16 protein-coding genes are annotated in these 16,417 nt (G+C 61.3%); 8 read left to right on the forward strand and 8 right to left on the reverse strand.

The window, feature by feature from the left end:
• Positions 1-21 precede the first annotated feature (21 nt).
• The 5 genes from NF676_RS18035 to codA all read left to right on the forward strand — a co-directional run bounded on the left by NF676_RS18035 (position 22) and on the right by codA (position 3,989).
• Positions 22-519 carry a hypothetical protein gene (locus NF676_RS18035; protein ID WP_252886534.1) on the forward strand — a complete coding sequence of 166 codons (498 nt, stop codon included), beginning with the start codon at positions 22-24 and terminating at the stop codon, positions 517-519.
• A 70-nt stretch (positions 520-589) separates the two neighbouring features.
• Positions 590-802, forward strand: coding sequence for a helix-turn-helix transcriptional regulator (locus NF676_RS18040; protein ID WP_024013576.1), 213 nt, complete (start codon positions 590-592; stop codon positions 800-802).
• 63 nt (positions 803-865) lie between these two features.
• A complete protein-coding gene (gene queD, locus NF676_RS18045) occupies positions 866-1,222 on the forward strand; it encodes a 6-carboxytetrahydropterin synthase QueD (protein ID WP_007915588.1) in 357 nt (118 codons plus the stop codon).
• A 245-nt stretch (positions 1,223-1,467) separates the two neighbouring features.
• Positions 1,468-2,739, forward strand: a complete 1,272-nt coding sequence (gene codB, locus NF676_RS18055; RefSeq protein WP_252886535.1) for a cytosine permease — start codon at positions 1,468-1,470, stop codon at positions 2,737-2,739.
• 14 nt (positions 2,740-2,753) lie between these two features.
• Complete coding sequence (codA, locus tag NF676_RS18060) at positions 2,754-3,989, forward strand: cytosine deaminase (RefSeq protein WP_039763460.1); 1,236 nt, start codon at positions 2,754-2,756, stop codon at positions 3,987-3,989.
• Between the two features lie 129 nt (positions 3,990-4,118).
• Here codA and NF676_RS18065 read toward each other — a convergent pair whose 3' ends face one another.
• Entirely contained in the window at positions 4,119-5,099 is a 981-nt protein-coding gene (locus NF676_RS18065; protein ID WP_252886536.1) for a diaminopimelate epimerase, read from the reverse strand.
• Between the two features lie 244 nt (positions 5,100-5,343).
• On the opposite strand from NF676_RS18065, the gene NF676_RS18070 reads away from it, so the two are divergent.
• The gene (locus NF676_RS18070) at positions 5,344-6,495 is read left to right on the forward strand and encodes an MFS transporter (protein WP_150634866.1); all 1,152 of its coding nucleotides are present in this window, start codon (positions 5,344-5,346) and stop codon (positions 6,493-6,495) included.
• 92 nt (positions 6,496-6,587) lie between these two features.
• Here NF676_RS18070 and NF676_RS18075 read toward each other — a convergent pair whose 3' ends face one another.
• The 4 genes from NF676_RS18075 to NF676_RS18090 form a co-directional block, all read right to left on the reverse strand.
• Entirely contained in the window at positions 6,588-9,014 is a 2,427-nt protein-coding gene (locus NF676_RS18075; protein WP_252886537.1) for a TonB-dependent siderophore receptor, read from the reverse strand.
• Between the two features lie 98 nt (positions 9,015-9,112).
• The gene (locus tag NF676_RS18080; protein WP_252886538.1) at positions 9,113-10,096 is read right to left on the reverse strand and encodes a FecR family protein; all 984 of its coding nucleotides are present in this window, start codon (positions 10,094-10,096) and stop codon (positions 9,113-9,115) included.
• An 88-nt stretch (positions 10,097-10,184) separates the two neighbouring features.
• The gene (locus NF676_RS18085; protein ID WP_065615952.1) at positions 10,185-10,676 is read right to left on the reverse strand and encodes a sigma-70 family RNA polymerase sigma factor; all 492 of its coding nucleotides are present in this window, start codon (positions 10,674-10,676) and stop codon (positions 10,185-10,187) included.
• A gap of 252 nt (positions 10,677-10,928) precedes the next feature.
• The gene (locus NF676_RS18090) at positions 10,929-11,369 is read right to left on the reverse strand and encodes a carboxymuconolactone decarboxylase family protein (RefSeq protein ID WP_016775423.1); all 441 of its coding nucleotides are present in this window, start codon (positions 11,367-11,369) and stop codon (positions 10,929-10,931) included.
• A 189-nt stretch (positions 11,370-11,558) separates the two neighbouring features.
• Between NF676_RS18090 and NF676_RS18095 the strand changes: the two genes are divergently transcribed.
• Positions 11,559-11,912, forward strand: coding sequence for a hypothetical protein (locus NF676_RS18095; protein WP_041477257.1), 354 nt, complete (start codon positions 11,559-11,561; stop codon positions 11,910-11,912).
• 161 nt (positions 11,913-12,073) lie between these two features.
• Here the strand turns inward: NF676_RS18095 and NF676_RS18100 are convergent, their stop codons facing one another.
• The 3 genes from NF676_RS18100 to NF676_RS18110 all read right to left on the reverse strand — a co-directional run bounded on the left by NF676_RS18100 (position 12,074) and on the right by NF676_RS18110 (position 15,309).
• Entirely contained in the window at positions 12,074-13,642 is a 1,569-nt protein-coding gene (locus tag NF676_RS18100; protein WP_252886539.1) for a sensor domain-containing diguanylate cyclase, read from the reverse strand.
• A gap of 174 nt (positions 13,643-13,816) precedes the next feature.
• The gene (locus NF676_RS18105; RefSeq protein WP_252886540.1) at positions 13,817-14,590 is read right to left on the reverse strand and encodes an aldolase; all 774 of its coding nucleotides are present in this window, start codon (positions 14,588-14,590) and stop codon (positions 13,817-13,819) included.
• Positions 14,591-14,601: 11 nt separating this feature from the next.
• Positions 14,602-15,309, reverse strand: a complete 708-nt coding sequence (locus NF676_RS18110; RefSeq protein ID WP_252886541.1) for a haloacid dehalogenase type II — start codon at positions 15,307-15,309, stop codon at positions 14,602-14,604.
• Between the two features lie 109 nt (positions 15,310-15,418).
• On the opposite strand from NF676_RS18110, the gene NF676_RS18115 reads away from it, so the two are divergent.
• Complete coding sequence (locus NF676_RS18115) at positions 15,419-16,276, forward strand: LysR family transcriptional regulator (RefSeq protein ID WP_252886542.1); 858 nt, start codon at positions 15,419-15,421, stop codon at positions 16,274-16,276.
• Positions 16,277-16,417: the final 141 nt, after the last annotated feature.

Raw genomic sequence — 16,417 nt, forward strand, 5'->3', positions numbered from 1 at the left:
TACGGCGGGCGAGGTATCCCAATGTCCGAAGAAAAGAATGCATTCCGCGAGGCTGCTATCGAAGCGATATCGGATATGGCTCAGCACCTGCCGCTTGATTGCGAGCTGCTGGTGGTGGCCTGCCGCCCCGGCAAGAAAGACTTTGACCTCGTGCTGCCGTCGCCAGAGTCGAACCTGAACAATGCCCTGGACGCTCTGCGCCGGAACGGTCTGAGCATCGACGGTGACAACGCCTACAAGCGCGACCTGCTGGACGCGGTGGTCGGCTCGCTGGCCCTCGGCGCGCAGAACAGCAACCCGCCGCCATCCTCTCACTGGGCAACGCGATTCTGGGAAATCGGTCGGGAAGAGCGCGAACTGCACGAAGAGCTGGTCGCCGCGCTGAAACTCACCCGCGAGAACCTGCGCGCCTGCCAAGCAACCATCCACCTGTGCGGCGGGTTCGACCCCGCATATGTCGACGATGCGCAGGCTGCCATGAAGGTTGCTGACGCAGTTCTGGCCAAGGCCGGCGCATAACCCATCACCACTTTCTGCCGCCACGCGCGGCATAAATTCAAGCCAAGCCGAAATCGGCGAGGAGTTTCAAATGGCAGCGACAGAAAACATCGATCGTTTCCTGCGCCTCGACGAGGTGCTTCACACAACCGGTCTTGGCCGTAACACGGTTTATCGCCGGATCAGGGAGGGCACCTTCCCGAAACAGGTTAGAATAGGCCCCAACTCGGTCGCCTGGCGTCAGTCTGCTATCTCGCAGTGGATGCTCGATTTGAACCCCAGCAACGACCAATCAGTACATTGATCAGTACACCAGAAACTGACAATTCAACAGATCCCGCCAAATTCAAGCCCTACAGGTCATACCGTGGAAATCTTCAAAGAGTTTACTTTCGAATCCGCCCACCGCCTGCCGCACGTCCCGGACGGCCACAAGTGCGGACGCCTGCACGGCCACTCATTCAAGGTCGCGCTGCACCTGAGCGGCGACCTCGATCCGCACACTGGCTGGATTCGCGATTTCTCCGAGATCAAAGCGATTTTCAAGCCGCTGTATGAGCGCCTCGACCACAACTACCTGAACGACATTCCTGGCCTGGAAAACCCGACCAGCGAAGTGCTGGCCAAATTCATCTGGAATGAGATGAAGCCATTGCTGCCGGAACTCAGCGCGATCCGCATTCATGAGACGTGCACCAGCGGCTGCATCTATCGCGGCGAATAAGCAACAGATCTCCCCGCCCCTGTGGGAGCGAGCCTGCTCGCGAAAGCGTCGTTCCAGTCAATTTATTCGGTGACTGACACTCCGTATTCGCGAGCAGGCTCGCTCCCACATTGGGCTCCTGGTGCTTTCAGTGCACTGCTTTTGCGCTGAAAACCCCAGTCGCGTCTCCACATTCGGTCACTTGCGCCGCTTGGCACGACCGCTGCAACCCTTCTGCGTCTTCCCCTTCCAGCAAGGACTGCCCCATGACGCAGAACGCCTCCGGCAACGATTACCCGCTCAGTGAAGTCCCCATGCACGCGCGCAAAGACCTGGCCTCGACGGCGATGGTGTTACTGGGCTTCACGTTTTTCACTGCGACCATGTTTGCCGGCGGCAAGCTCGGGGTCGCGTTCGGTTTCGCCGAGATGATGGCGGTGATCATTGTTGGCAATCTGCTGCTGGGCCTTTACGCCGCAGGGCTGGGTTACATCGCCTTCAAGAGCGGCCTCAATTCGGTGCTGATGGGGCGTTTCTGTTTTGGCGAGGTCGGCAGCAAGCTCAGCGATCTGATTCTCGGCTTCACCCAGATTGGCTGGTACGCGTGGGGCACGGCGACGGCGGCGGTGGTGATCGGCAAGTATTTCAATCTCGATGAAAGCACCGTGCTGGTCCTGATGGTGCTGTTCGGCCTCGGCTTCTGCGCCACGGCGTACATCGGTTATCGCGGACTGGAAATTCTCTCGTACATCGCGGTGCCGGCGATGATGTTGCTGCTGATGCTGTCGATGTGGGCAGCGACCGTGAAAGTCGGTGGCTTCGAAGGCTTGTTCAGCGTGGTGCCGAGCGGTTCTCTGGACTGGTCGACAGCGATCACGCTGGTGTTCGGCACCTTCGTCAGCGGCGCAACGCAAGCCACCAACTGGACGCGATTTTCCCGCTCGGCAAAGGTGGCAGTGCTGGCCAGCCTGATCGGTTTTTTCATCGGCAACGGCCTGATGGTGCTGATCGGCGCATACGGCGCGATCGTCTATCAACAGCCGGATGTGGTTGAAGTGCTGCTGTTGCAGGGCTTCGCCATGGCCGCGATGGCCATGCTGTTGCTGAACATCTGGAGCACTCAGGACAACACCATCTACAACTTCGCCGTCGCCGGCTGCAACCTGCTGCGCACCGGGCGGCGCAAGACCGTGACCCTCGGTGGCGCGGTGATCGGCACTCTGCTCGCCCTGCTGGGCATGTACGACATGCTGGTGCCGTATCTCATCCTGCTCGGCACGGTGATTCCGCCGATTGGCGGGGTGATCATGGCTGACTTCTTCTACCGCTGGCGCGGGCACTATCCGCGTCTGGCCGACGCACGGTTGCCAGCGTTCAACTGGCCGGGCCTCGGGGCCTACGGGGTCGGAACCGTCGCTGCGTTCAGCTCGCCCTGGGTCGCGCCGCTGGTAGGCATTGCCGCTGCCGCGCTAACGTATGTCATCGTCACCGGTGTGCTGGGCGCCCGTCGCGTCAGCGCACCACTACAAGACCTATAAAAAGGATTTGCCTGATGCACATCATCAACGCCCGCCTGCGCAACCAGGAAGGCCTGCACGAATTGCACCTCGAAGACGGACTGATCCACAGCATCGCCCGTCAGACCGAAGCGCCGACCCTCGGCGCGGATGACCTCGATGCCGGCGGCAATCTGGTGGTGCCGCCCTTCGTCGAGCCGCACATCCACCTCGACGCCACCCTCACCGCCGGCGAGCCGCGCTGGAACATGAGCGGCACGCTGTTCGAAGGCATTGAATGCTGGGGCGAGCGCAAAGTCACCATCACCGAAGAAGACACCAAGACCCGCGCCAAGAAGACCATTCAGGCCCTGGCCGCCCACGGCATTCAGCACGTGCGCACCCACGTCGACGTCACCGACCCGCAACTCACCGCGCTCAAAGCCATGCTCGAAGTGCGTGAGGAAAGCCGTCACCTGATTGACCTGCAGATCGTCGCGTTCCCGCAGGAAGGCATCGAGTCGTTCCGCAACGGGCGCGAGCTGATGGAAGAGGCGATCCGCATGGGCGCTGACGTGGTCGGCGGCATTCCGCATTTCGAGTACACCCGCGATCAGGGCGTCAGCTCGGTGAAGTTCCTCATGGACCTGGCCGAGCGTACCGGCTGCCTGGTCGACGTGCACTGCGACGAGACTGACGATCCGCATTCACGTTTCCTTGAAGTGCTTGCCGAAGAAGCGCGCAGCCGCGACATGGGCGCCCGCGTCACCGCCAGCCACACCACGGCGATGGGCTCTTATGACAACGCCTACTGCGCCAAACTGTTCCGCCTGCTCGGCCATTCCGGGATCAGTTTTGTTTCCTGCCCGACCGAAAGCATTCATCTGCAAGGACGTTTCGACAACTTCCCGAAACGCCGGGGCGTGACCCGCGTCAACGAACTGCTCGAAGCCGGCATGAACGTGTGTTTCGGTCAGGATTCGATCGTCGACCCGTGGTATCCGCTGGGTAACGGCAACATCCTGCGCGTGCTTGAAGCGGGTTTGCACATCTGCCACATGCTCGGTTATCGCAACCTGCAAAGCGCGCTGGATCTGGTCACCGACAACAGCGCCAAAGCCATGCACCTGGGCGAGCGTTACGGACTCGAACAGGGCCGCCCGGCGAACCTGCTGATTCTCTCGGCGGACAGCGACTACGAAGTGATCCGCAGCCAAGGCCTGCCGCTGTATTCGATTCGCGGCGGCAAGGTGTTGATGAAGCGGCAGATGCCGGTGGTGGAGTTCAGTTGAGATTGCGCTGGGGCTGATGGCCTCATCGCTGGCAAGCCAGGCTCCCACAGGTTTTGTGTTGAGCACATGATTGGGCCCTCATGCAAAACCCTGTGGGAGCCTGGCTTGCCAGCGATAGCGTCGGCCGAGTCAATCCATCAACCGCGCCGTGCCAAACAATCTGACGCGCAGCAACTCCCCTTGCGAAACCTCAAGCAAAACCGGTGCGGTGCCACCCGGCATGACCACCCGCACTTCACCCGCCTCGACCCAACCCACCCGCCACGCAGCACACGCCACTGCGCTGGCGCTGGTGCCGGATGACGCGGTCGGTCCCTCACCACGTTCGAATACCCGGGCGAGGATTTGCTGCGGCGACGCCAGCGCGGCCCATTGCAGATTGACGCCCGCCGGGCAGGGATTGCCGGCACCGGTGGGCATGGCATAGGCAATTGCCGTCAGCCTTTCGTTCAGCGGTGATTCAAGCATCTGCTCGTTACTCGGCAACATGGCCGGATCGCTTAGCAGCGTCACGCAATGCGGATTGCCGATGCGTACGAACTGGCTGCGCTCCCAGTCAGGATCGAGTTGTGCCAGGGGCTGGACATGGCTGACGTCGCGATTGTTGAACTGAACGCTTTCAACCGTATGCGCACCCACAACCTCCGGGCCAAATTTGGGCTGACCGAGGTCGAGCCAGAAACCGCGCACGCCTTCGACTTCGGCTGGTGTCACCGCCGTTTCCAGCGCTTCGCCCTTGTCATGATGAACGCGCAGCATGGCGCCCTGCTCCGGCATCAAGCCTTGCTCGGTCAAGGCCTGAGAAAAAATCGTCAGACCGTTACCGCTGCGCTCGGCGAGACTGCCGTCGGTGTTGACGATCAGCACATCGAACGGCGCAGATGCCTGAAACGGGCCGATCAGCAGGCCGTCACTGCGGTGGGGTTTGCCGTTGGCCGGACGCTGGCCTTCCGGCCAATCGCAGCACAGGGCGATAGCGGCTTCGCTCCAGTGCTGCCGAGATGCGGCGCAGGCGTCGGCGCTTGTCGGCAACGCGATTCCGGCCTCGCGCAAGGCTTGGGGTGAGACCACTCCGTAGATATTGCCGCGTGCGTCGTAGAACGTCGTCATGCCTTGTTCCCATATTCCATGCTGGCGAAAATCCGACTGTAAACCGCAACTCAGTGTGGGAGCGAGCCTGCTCGCGAAGGCGGTGCGTCAGTCGACAATTCCATATTTGACCCACCGCTTTCGCGAGCAGGCTCGCTCCCACAGGGTAGGATGTTCACCGTTATGCCCCGAAAGGCCTGAGATCGAACCTCAACGCCGTCAGAATGTCACTCGGGATGCAGTTGTTTTTTTGCCAAGGATCGATATGACCAGCCTCAACCCCCAAGACACGTTCGTCCCCGGACGTCTGCAACAGATGTCCACCCGCGTCGCTTTTTTCATCGCTGGCCTAGGCATCGCCGCTTGGGCGCCGCTGGTGCCGTACGCCAAGGCGCGAGCCGGGCTGGATGAGGGCACGCTAGGGTTATTGCTGTTGTGCCTGGGTGTCGGCTCGATTCTGGCGATGCCGCTGGCGGGGATTCTTGCCACACGTTTTGGTTGCCGACGTGTAGCAACCGCCGGCACCTTGTTGATCTGCGCGGCACTGCCGTTGCTGGCGACGGTGTCGTCGATCCCGGCGCTGATCGCCACGCTGTTCATGTTCGGCGCCGGTCTCGGCACGGTGGATTCGACGGTGAACCTGCAAGCAGTGATCGTCGAGCGCGCCAGCGGCAAGCACATGATGTCGGGTTTCCACGGCTTGTTCAGCCTCGGCGGCATCGTCGGTGCGGCGGGTGTAAGCGCCCTGCTCGGCCTCGGCCTGACACCGCTGGCGGCGATGCTGGTGGTAGTGGTTTTGCTGATCGGCGCCTTGCTCAAATGCGTGCCGCACATGTTGCCCTACGGCAGCGAAAGCTCCGGCCCGGCGTTCGCCATTCCCCATGGCATCGTGCTGTTTATCGGCGGCATGTGCTTCATCGTGTTCCTCACCGAAGGCGCGGCGCTGGACTGGAGCGCAGTGTTCCTCGCTCAGGAACGCGGGATCGACACGGCTTATGCGGGAATGGGTTACGCAGCGTTTGCCCTGACCATGACAGTTGGTCGTCTGCTCGGTGACCGCATCGTGCGCAAGCTGGGGGCCACGCGGATCATTCTGTTCGGCGGTCTGTTGGCGGCTGCGGGACTGTTTCTCGCCACCTTCGCGCCGAGCTGGCAAGCGGCACTGCTCGGTTATGCGCTGGTCGGCGCCGGTTGCTCGAACATCGTGCCGGTGCTGTACACGGCGGTGGGCAAACAGACGGTGATGCCGGAGAGCATCGCGGTACCGGCGATTACCACGCTGGGTTATGCCGGGATTCTCGCCGGGCCGGCGGTGATCGGTTTTGTCGCCCATGCCAGCAGCCTGAGCTTTGCCTTTGGATTGATGGCAGTGTTGCTGGTGGCTGTGGCGATTGGCGGTAAAGTCCTCAAGGTCTAAAGCAAAAGATCGCAGCCTTCGGCAGCTCCTACAGGGGATCGGCGAACATCCTGTAGGAGCTGCCGAAGGCTGCGATCTTTTGATCTTGTGTTTTAAAAACCGACGCTGGCCTGCACGAAGAACGTGCGCGGTGCGCCGACATACATCCCCGAGTTGTTGTCGCTGGAGCGGGTGAAGTATTGCTTGTCGAAGACGTTCTTCACCCCGGCGCCGAGCTTCAGGTTCGACACCTGCGGACCAAAGTCATAACCGCCGCGCACGTTCCAGGTCACGTAACCCGGGATGTCGCCGTACTGCCCGTCTGCTGTGCCTTCGGTGATGTAGTTGCCATTGAAGCTGCCATCCGCATTCACACCGGTGCCCGGCGAACGCTGTTTCGATTGGGCAAAGCCGTCGATGTTCCAGGTCCAGCGGTTGATGTCGTAACGCAAACCGACTGTCGCAACCTGCCGCGAATAGAACGGCAGATCGCGGCCCTTGAAGCCGGGGATCTCGCCTTCATAAGTGGCGCGGGTGTAGGTGAGCCCGGCGTTGGCGGTCAGGCCATCGAGGCGCGGGTCGAGTGCGGCCATGTCGTAATGCACCGAGGCTTCAATGCCCTGGTGCTTGGTCGCGCCGAGGTTGGTCCAGCCGACGTCGTTGCTGATGTATTGCAGTTCGTCATCGAAATCGATGTAGAACAGCGTCACCTCGCCGCCCCACACATCATCGTTGTAGCGCGTGCCGATCTCGTAGGTCTTGGCCTTTTCCGGCTCCAGACCGTTGGCGGTGCTGTCACCCGAACCGCCCTGGCCGAGCTGGAAATACTGCAGGCTGCCAAACGAAGTTTCGTAGTTGGCGAACAGCTTCCAGGCATCGGACAGGTGATACATCACGCTCAGCGCCGGCAGCGGTTCGTTGCTTTCGATACTGCGATTTTTCTCCGGTACCGGGCGGCCAGCGGTGTCGAGCACGGCGCGGTCATGCCAGTCGGTGCTGATGTGTTCGAAGCGAATGCCCGGGGTGATTGTCCAGTTGCCGACGTCGATCTTGTTGTCGACATACACCGAATTGGCCTCGGTGCCGCCGGTGCGATCCTGGAACACATGGCCGTCGGAGGTCGGCGTGACCACCGGCTGGTTGTTGACCAGCGCCAGACGACTCGATTCTTCGTGCATGGCCTCTTTCAGATAGCGATAACCGACGCTGACTTCCTGAGTGGTCGGGCCGACATCGAACACCCGCGACACGCGCGGCTCGATGCCCAATGTGTAATAGGAACGCGGGTACGAGCTGAGGGTGCGCTGATCGCGCGCGGCGATGGTGCTGCCGCGAAAGCTGTCGGTGTAATAGGTGAGAATTTCTGCCTGGGTGCGCTCGTCGATCTGGCGGATCCACTTGACCGACACGTCTTTGCGCCGGCCTGTGAACTGGTCGTAGTCACGCACCGACTCGTAAGGCTTGTCATCGTACTGACGCTGGGTCAGGCCGCCGGGCATGTCGGCGCTGGCGTCGTAGTAGTGGAAGTTGAGGCTGAAATCGTCCTGATCGGTCGGCGCCCAGTGCGTCTTGAGCAGCACGTCGTCGATGTCATTGCCGTTGTTGCGCTCGCGATAGCCGTGGCCGTTGACGCCGGAATACAACAGCGCGACGCCCATGCCGTTGTCGGCGGTGCCGCCAAGAAATGCGGTGTCGATGTGTTTCCAGCCGCCGTACTGCGTGGTTTCCAGGGCGGTGCCGATTTCGCCGGTGGTTTTCTCCGGGATCGCGCGGGTCACGAAGTTGATCACGCCGCCGACGTTCTGCGGCCCGTAGCGCACGGAACCGGCGCCACGCACGACGTCGATGCTGTCTAGGTTGCCCGCGGAAATCGGCGCCATCGACAGTTGCGGCTGGCCGTAAGGCGCGAACGCCGCTGGTACGCCATCGATCAAAACAGTCGAGCGTGGCGACAGGCGCGAAGTCAGACCGCGTACGCCGACGTTGAGGGAAATATCACTGCCGCCGGTGCCATTGGAGTCCTGCACCTGCACACCGGGCACGCGCTTGAGCACGTCGCTGACGTTCATCGCGCCCTGCTCGACCATCGCTTCGCGGCGAATCACCGTACGTGCGCCGGGGTGGTTCTGCACCACCGCAGCGTCGGCGTCACCGAGCCAGTCGCCGACCACTTTGATGTCGGTCACACCCAGTTCCAGCGGGCCGTTGCTGGCTGCGGAAGTGGCGGCCGGGGCGAGCGTCACCGAGCCTTCATTGATCTGATAATCGAGGCCGCTGCCTTGCAGCAACTGCCGCAGCGCCTGCTCTGGCGCGAGGTCGCCGTCCACCGCCGGAGCTTGTTTGCCCGCCACCAGCTCAGGGCTGAAAAACACCTGCAGCGAGGTTTGCTGGCCCAGTTCGCTCAAGGCTTGGCCTAGCGGTTGCGCGCGGATATGAATGGCTTCAGCGGCAAACGCCAACGGCATCGCGGCGCTGACTGCCAGCGCGAGAGCCAGTGGCAACCAAGGGGATTTTTTATTGTGGGTTGTGGTGATGTTCACGTCGTACGGAGTCCTGTGGATCGCAAGAGTGTGCGGCTGTTAATGCAAACCAGTTGCAGTTGAACAGGAAGACGATGAACGGGGAAAAAACCTGAATGCTATCTGGAAATTATTTCCTGACTGCCATCGGCAAGGGTGCGCACCGTCACCGGCAGGATGCTCGGCAAGGCTTTGAGCAAGGCGTCGGTGTCGTCGGATTTGAACACGCTGGTCAGGCGCAGGCTGGCGACATTCGGCTGGGATACGGTCAGCGGCTTGTCGCGATAGCGCGATACTTCTGCCGCTACTTCGCTGAGGCTGGCGTTGTTGAACACCAGTTTGCCGTTGCGCCAGGCGGTCAGCTGCGCCGGGTTGACCGCGTAGGCCGGCAGGACTTTGCCTTGGGCATCGACCGCAGTGCCGAGGCCTGCGGTGAGGTTGATGAATTGGTTGTCCGGGGCAGCACTTCCCTGCACCTTCACCGTGCCCTGCTCCACCGCCACGCGGGTTTGCGTGGCATCGCGGCGCACATCGAAACGCGTACCGGTGACCGTGACCCTGCCGCTGCCGGCTTCGACAATAAACGGACGCGAGGCGTCGTGTTCAACGCTGAACATCGCCTCGCCCGCGCTCAATTCGATAACCCGTCGATCCTGCTCATAACGCACCTGCAAGCGGCTGCGACTGTTCAGATCGATTACAGAACCGTCCGGCAACGCCACATGCTTGCGCTCGCCCGGCGCCGTGGCGAATTCAGCGCGGTAACCGCCCGGATGATTCAGCCCGCTGAACAGGCCAAGCCCCAGCGCCACGGCGAGGACACTCGCGGCCACGGCATAACGCAACAACGGCCGGCGTTGGCGGCGAGGTGGCGGAGTTTCGGCAAGGGCCTGCAGACGCGACGTCGGCAGCAGATCAGCCGCCGCCCACAAGTCCTGGAGCAGCTGGAATTCTGCACGGTGCTGCGGATGCTCGTTCAGCCAGGCCTCGAAGCGCTGCCGTTGCTCGACGCTGACATTCGGCTCCTGCAATCGCACGAACCATGCCGCCGCCTCGTCACGCACCGCCGCTTGCCCACAGGCGCAATCTCTCGTCTCCATCATGGAATATTCTGTCCGGCTGAGGTTGAGACCAGGCACGCCCCCCTGTAGGAGCTGCCGAAGGCTGCGATCTTTTCGACGTCACTCGTCATCATGACTGCAAGCCATCCAGCCGCTCACGCAGATGGCGCAGGGTGCGGATCATATACTTTTCGACCATGTTCTTGGACAGCCCCAGGCGTTCGGCGATTTCTGCCTGCGTCAGGCCTTCGATCTTCTGCCATACAAAGATCTTGCGGCAGTTGAGCGGCAGCTCGGTGAGCGCGCGTTCGATGGAATCGGCCAACTGGATCGCGTGCATGTAATGCTCCGGATCGCCCGCCGACGATGCACTGTCATCGACCGCCTCCGACTCCATGACGCCCCGCCGGTCCTCACGCCGATAACCATCAACGGCGATATTGCGCGCGGTCTGATGCAAATACGCACGCGGCTGCTGCACCGCCGCCGAATCCGCCTCGAGCACCCGCACAAAGGTGTCGTGCGCCAGATCCTCGGCCTGCGCGCGATTGCGCAGGCGACGAGTCCAGGTGCCGATCAACTCTTCGTAATGCTCGAAAAAGCCGGATCTGCGGGAGCGCATGGGGGATGGGCGGCGTGGTGAGAAAGGGGCGTGAATAGTAATGCTTCGTATTAATACAAAGCAATGCACGCTGTGATGGTGTTCTTGATGCGCAAGGTACAAGCACCGACGACGCCGAGCTCCGATGGGCATTGAATAGGACCCTGTGGGAGCGAGCCTTCTCGCGAATGCGGTATGTCAGCAACGATGATGGTGACTGACACGTCGCCTTCGCGAGCAGGCTCGCTCCCACAAGGTAAAAGCGTGAATGTCTCAGGCCTGCGGCAGTTTGCGGAAGCCCACTGCCAGGCGATTCCAGCCGTTGATGGTGTTGATCGCCACCGTCAGGTCAACCAGTTCCTTCGGCGAAAACTGCGCAGCGACGACTTCATAGTCTTCGTCCGGCGCGTGGGTCAGGCTCAGTTGTGTCAGCGACTCGGTCCACAGCAGTGCGGCGCGTTCACGCTCGCTGAAGAACGGCGCTTCTCGCCATGCCGTCACGGCGAACAGACGACGCGGGGTTTCGCCGTCCTTTATCGCGTCGGCGGTGTGCATGTCGATGCAGAATGCGCAGCCGTTGATCTGTGAAGAGCGCAGCTTGACCAGTTCGAGCAGGCTCTTTTCCAGCGACAGTTTCGAGACGGCATTTTCCAGCGCCATCATCGCTTTCATGGCATCAGGGGAAGCGGTGTAGAAATCGGCACGAGGTTGCATGGTGGGCTCCGGGGTAGCGATTGAATGTGTGGCTACGTTAGTCCCCGGGGGTGGTTCGGCAAATAGCCAATATTGCAGAAGAACGGTAGGCCACTTGGCGCGGCGACTGACCGCTCGTCACTCGACGGGCACCAAGGTTTCAGTGCGCAAGACCAATATCAGGTAATCCCCTTTATCAGGAGACGTACCATGATGACGCGCAAATTCACTTCGTTATTGTTGGCCGGCCTGCTCGCCACGGCATCCGCCGCCAGCTTCGCTGCCAATGACAGCACCGATGCGACGGGCACCAAGTCCGGCGGCGCCAGCAGCTCGACCATGCCGCCAGACAGCACGCCGGGCTCGCCTTCCGTTGACAGCAATTCGGGTGGAACCAATAACGGAACTGGCACAGGAACCGGGACAGGAACAGGAACTGGTTCGGGCATGGGCACTGGAACGGGCACCAATGGCGGCGCCAGCGGTTCGGGTTCCGGCGCGGGTGGCGGGACCGGTTCGGCCGGCGGCGGCACGGGTGGTGCGGGCGGTGGCACGGGCAGCTGAACGAACAAGAGCCATCCCAGATAGTCCTGCTTACATCAGGACCCAATGTGGGAGCGAGCCTGCTCGCGAAAGCGGTCTGTCAGCCAACCTTGATGCAAGCTGATACACCGATTCGCGCGCAGGCTCGCTCCCACTTCTGATGTCTGTTGATTGAAAAAAAATCAGCGATCCGACCGCATCAGTTCGGCAAAACCTTCTTCCGGCGCATACACCGCCGCGCGATTGCGCCCGGCATTTTTCGCCTCATACAAAGCCGCGTCCGCGCGCTGGATAAACACCTGCGGGCTATCGTTGCCATGCGGAATAAATGAATAACAGCCCAGGCTCACGGTCAGATAACCGGTCGGCGAGCCGCTGTGAATGATGTGCTTGTCGATCACGCTGCGGCGAATCTGCCCGGCTATCGCCAGCGCGCCGTTGATGTCCGTATCCGGCAACAGCACAGCGAACTCTTCACCACCGTAACGCACCGCCAGATCCGACTTGCGCTGGCAGCAGGCCTTCACCACTTGGGCCACCTGCGCCAGGCATTGATCGCCGGCGACATGTCCGTAAGCGTCGTTGTAGCGCTTGAAGAAATCGATATCGAGCATGATCAGGCTGACCGGGCTGACCTGGCGCGCGCCACGGGCAAATTCGATGTCCAGCGAGCGCTCGAACAAGCGTCGATTGGCCAATCCGGTGAGGCTGTCGTGGGTGGCGATCTGCTCCAGCGCCAGTTGCGCCTTGCGCAGGTTTTTCTCGATACGTTCGCCGTCGCGCACCTGATGAATGAACACCCAGCCGAACAGGCCAACCCCGAGAATCACAAGCGCGACAATCACGCTGGACTGAAAGGCGCGGTCATACCAGCCCTGCAGAATCGTGTCTTGCGACGTCGCCGCAGAGACCACCAGCGGATACGAGGCCAGCTGGCGATAGCCATACAAGCGGGTCACACCGTCGACCACGGAATTGAGCATCGCCGTGCCCGCGTTAGCGTTCGGCAGCAAGGTTTGATAGATCTCGCCGTGGGCCACCGAGGTGTTGATCAGCGACTCATCAAAGGGCCGTCGCGCCAGCAAGGTGCCGTCGGTCAGCGCCAGAAACATGATGCCGCTGTCATCGAGGCTGAAGCTTTTGAAGAACTGATCGAAGTACGACATGCGGATGCCGGCCATCAGCACGCCCTGAAAATTGCCGAGCTGGTCGTTGACGCGTCTGGAAATCGGAATGATCCACTCGCCGTTTTCGCGGCTGCGAATCGCCGGACCAATGCGCGCAACGGTCGACGCATTCTGCTGATGGAACTTGAAATAGTCGCGATCGGCCACGCCATTGCCGCGAGGCAGATCGGCGAACGAAGTAATGACCCACTGCCCTTCGCGATCGAAGAGAAAGATGCCATGCAACTGATCCAGTTGCTGCGCGCGGCGGGCGAAGATCCGCTGTAACCGAGGGCGCTGCGCCGCTCCATAACCATCGTCCTGAATCCAGTCGACCAGGCTGGTCATCACCAGATCCGCCGCCCGCACAGTGTCCTCGGCCTGCTGCGCCATGGCCCGGGTCAGGTTGCCCGAAGCCATCTTCGCCACTGCCAGATCCTGACGCCGCGACTGCTCCAGTTGCAGGTACAGCAGACCACACAGGCACAGGCTCACCGCAACGATAAACAGCACCGCCGCTTTGCGTAGCGGCAACCGTTTGAGCGTGCCGGGGGCCTGATGCGGATCGTGATTGGGGATTGGCAAAAGCATGTCCTGGGCAGGTACGACAGGGGCGCGAGCCCGAAACCCTTGTATGTGTGAGCGTAGCCCACCGGGATGTACCGGGCAAACGCCCGCCTCCCGCCCAGTTATCGGCGCGTCGCGAGTTTGGATGATCGCTTTTCGTCGATTTATTTACGATTGCTTCTTTACGGTTAATCAGTTGTGCAGGGCCAGCCGCCGCATCGCGCTGGTCAGGTGCGCGCGGGCACTTTGCGCATCGCCTTCACGCATTTGTTCATAGGCGCGCTGCGCAATCGCATGAGGCACCGGTTTCAATTCACGTTGGGTTGCCATCGCCAGCAGTTGCACCTGCGCGGCGCGTTCCAGGTAATAGAGATCGTCCCAGGCTTCAGCAATGCTCGGCGCGGCGACAATCACCCCGTGGTTTTTCAGAAAGAGAATGTCGGCGTCGCCCATGACGCTGGCGATGCGGTCGCCTTCGGATGCGTCCAGCGCGAGGCCGGTGTAATCCTCGTCCACCGCTGTACGCCCGTAAAACTTCAGCGCAGTCTGCCCCAGCCAGAGCAGCGGCGGGCCTTGCAACAGGCACAACGCGGTGGCGTGCGGCATGTGCGTGTGGAACGCGACTTTTACCCGTGGCAGTTGTTTGTGCAGGCGCGCGTGGATGTAGAACGCGGTCGCCTCGGGCTCGCCTTCGCCATCGACCACGTTGCCGGCGAAGTCACAGACCAGCAGATTCTGCGCTGTCACTTCCGAAAAAGCGTAGCCGTATGGATTGACCAGAAACAGATCATCATGCCCCGGCAGCATCGCCGAAAAGTGATTGCAGATGCCCTCCTCCAGACCATGCAGGGCTGCCAGTTGAAAGCACGCAGCGAGTTCGTTGCGGGCGGTGATGATCGCCTCGGTGTCCAGGTTCAACGTTGCGGTTGGTCTGGCTTTGCCAGTGCCGCTCAAGATATGAGCCATGGCAATTCTCCTTAGGTCCAGCCGAGGGATTTGAACAGCGGCAGCACTTGATCGAGGCTGGACAGGATCGCGTCGGGGCGATAGTCCGGCAACAACTGACGACCCGTGCCGCGATCGATCCACACGCAACGAAAACCCATGTCCCGCGCCGCCGTGTGATCGAGCATGGGGCTGGCGCAGATGTGCACCACTTCATCCCGGGTAACGCCCAATTGCTCATGAGCGTAGTCGAACAGACGCGGCGCCGGTTTGTAGGCACCGGCCTGTTGCGCGGTGATCACCCGGTCGATATGGCCGCCGAGCTGCGCAACGTTGCCGGCAATGATGTCGTCGTCGGTGTTGGAGACAATGCACAGCTTGAAGCCCATGGCTTTGAGTTGCGCGAGGGTGTCGACCACTTCGGCAAATGGCGGCATGTTCGGGATGGCCGCCGCCAAGCGTTGACTGTCCTCGGGCTGGCTCGGCAAGCCCAATTCTGCCAGCGCCAGTTGCAGGCCGAGGGTGCTCAGGTCGCGAAAGGAACGGTGCGGCGGCGTTTGTTCGAGACGGTGCTCGTGACGGTCGTAGACTTCAATCAACTTAGTGGCGTCGACTGTGTGCTCGCCCTTGTAGCTGAGCATTTTCTCGACCACGGCTTTCAGGCCTTCATCCCACTGAATCAGCGTGCCGTAGCAATCGAAGGTCAGCCATTGCGGGCGTGGCGTGTTGTTCAAGGTCATCGGTCGATTCCTCCAGAGTGAGGACTTCAGCTTATGAGCGTGCGGTGATAGTGTGAAATTAAATAAACACGCCATCGTCATTCGCAAATCAACTATCAGGAACGCCGCCATGCTGGATCTGGAATTGCTGAAAACCTTTGTCTGCGTGGTCGACGAAGGCAGCTTCACCCGTGCTGCGGAACGTGTGCACCGCACCCAATCGACGGTCAGCCAGCAGGTGCGCAAACTCGAAGATCTGGTCGGCCACCCGCTACTCCTGCGCGACCGCACCGGAGTGAACGTCGCGGTCACCGAACACGGCGAACTGCTGATCCACTACGCGCGCCGATTGCTGGCGCTGTCCGCCGAAGCCACGCAAGCGCTGGCCAGCGACGTCGACCTGGAAGTGCTGCGCATCGGCATGCCGGAAGACTTCGACGCCCGGCGCATGGCGTTGATCCTCGCCGGTTTTACCCGCAACCATCCGCAGGCGCGCCTGGAAACCATCAGCGGCATGAGCCTCGACCTGCGCCAACGCCTCGACGCCGGCGACATCGACATTGCCCTGATCAAACGCGAACCCGACAGCGGCCCGGCATGGGCAACCTGGCCGGAACGACTGGTCTGGGTCAAAGGCACCGACTTCGACACCTCCAGCGGTGTGCTGCCGCTGGCGCTGTTTCCGCAGGGCTGCCTGTACCGACAACGGGCGATTCGCCTGCTCGATGTGGCGCAGCGACCGTGGCGAGTGGCGTTCGGCAGCCACAGCCTGACCGGAATTCAAGCGGCGGTGGCGTCTGGATTAGGGATTTCGGTGTTACCGGTTTCGGCGGTATTGCCAGAGCACGAGGTGTGTAGGGATCTGCCGGAGTTGGCGCCGACAGAACTGGCGCTGGTCAGCCGCGAGGGAGTGTTGAGCGGCTTGCAGCGGGGGCTGGTGGAGTTTTTGCGTGGAGAATTGGGGGTGGATGCGGGGGGATTTGCCTGAACCCCCCGGGGATCCTTATTCGGGTTTGTTGATTTCGCGGAGCAGGTCGGCGGTGGGGATGTTCATGGTGTTTGAGTAGTAGCGTGGTTCGTATTCATATTCACATTTCAAAATCCTCAGACCAAAAAAACAGGCGCTCAC

The organism is Pseudomonas siliginis (genome assembly GCF_024072275.1).
In the GTDB taxonomy this organism is placed as follows: Bacteria; Pseudomonadota; Gammaproteobacteria; order Pseudomonadales; family Pseudomonadaceae; genus Aquipseudomonas; species Aquipseudomonas siliginis.

What these genes read in the sequence shown, in the direction of transcription:
- NF676_RS18035 (WP_252886534.1), top strand. Translation starts at nt 22, where the DNA reads ATGTCCGAAGAAAAGAATGCATTCCGCGAGGCTGCTATCGAAGCGATA.
- NF676_RS18040 (WP_024013576.1), top strand. Translation starts at nt 590, where the DNA reads ATGGCAGCGACAGAAAACATCGATCGTTTCCTGCGCCTCGACGAGGTG.
- codB (WP_252886535.1), top strand. Translation starts at nt 1,468, where the DNA reads ATGACGCAGAACGCCTCCGGCAACGATTACCCGCTCAGTGAAGTCCCC.
- codA (WP_039763460.1), top strand. Translation starts at nt 2,754, where the DNA reads ATGCACATCATCAACGCCCGCCTGCGCAACCAGGAAGGCCTGCACGAA.
- NF676_RS18065 (WP_252886536.1), bottom strand. Translation starts at nt 5,099, where the DNA reads ATGACGACGTTCTACGACGCACGCGGCAATATCTACGGAGTGGTCTCA.
- NF676_RS18070 (WP_150634866.1), top strand. Translation starts at nt 5,344, where the DNA reads ATGACCAGCCTCAACCCCCAAGACACGTTCGTCCCCGGACGTCTGCAA.
- NF676_RS18080 (WP_252886538.1), bottom strand. Translation starts at nt 10,096, where the DNA reads ATGATGGAGACGAGAGATTGCGCCTGTGGGCAAGCGGCGGTGCGTGAC.
- NF676_RS18085 (WP_065615952.1), bottom strand. Translation starts at nt 10,676, where the DNA reads ATGCGCTCCCGCAGATCCGGCTTTTTCGAGCATTACGAAGAGTTGATC.
- NF676_RS18090 (WP_016775423.1), bottom strand. Translation starts at nt 11,369, where the DNA reads ATGCAACCTCGTGCCGATTTCTACACCGCTTCCCCTGATGCCATGAAA.
- NF676_RS18095 (WP_041477257.1), top strand. Translation starts at nt 11,559, where the DNA reads ATGATGACGCGCAAATTCACTTCGTTATTGTTGGCCGGCCTGCTCGCC.
- NF676_RS18105 (WP_252886540.1), bottom strand. Translation starts at nt 14,590, where the DNA reads ATGGCTCATATCTTGAGCGGCACTGGCAAAGCCAGACCAACCGCAACG.
- NF676_RS18110 (WP_252886541.1), bottom strand. Translation starts at nt 15,309, where the DNA reads ATGACCTTGAACAACACGCCACGCCCGCAATGGCTGACCTTCGATTGC.
- NF676_RS18115 (WP_252886542.1), top strand. Translation starts at nt 15,419, where the DNA reads ATGCTGGATCTGGAATTGCTGAAAACCTTTGTCTGCGTGGTCGACGAA.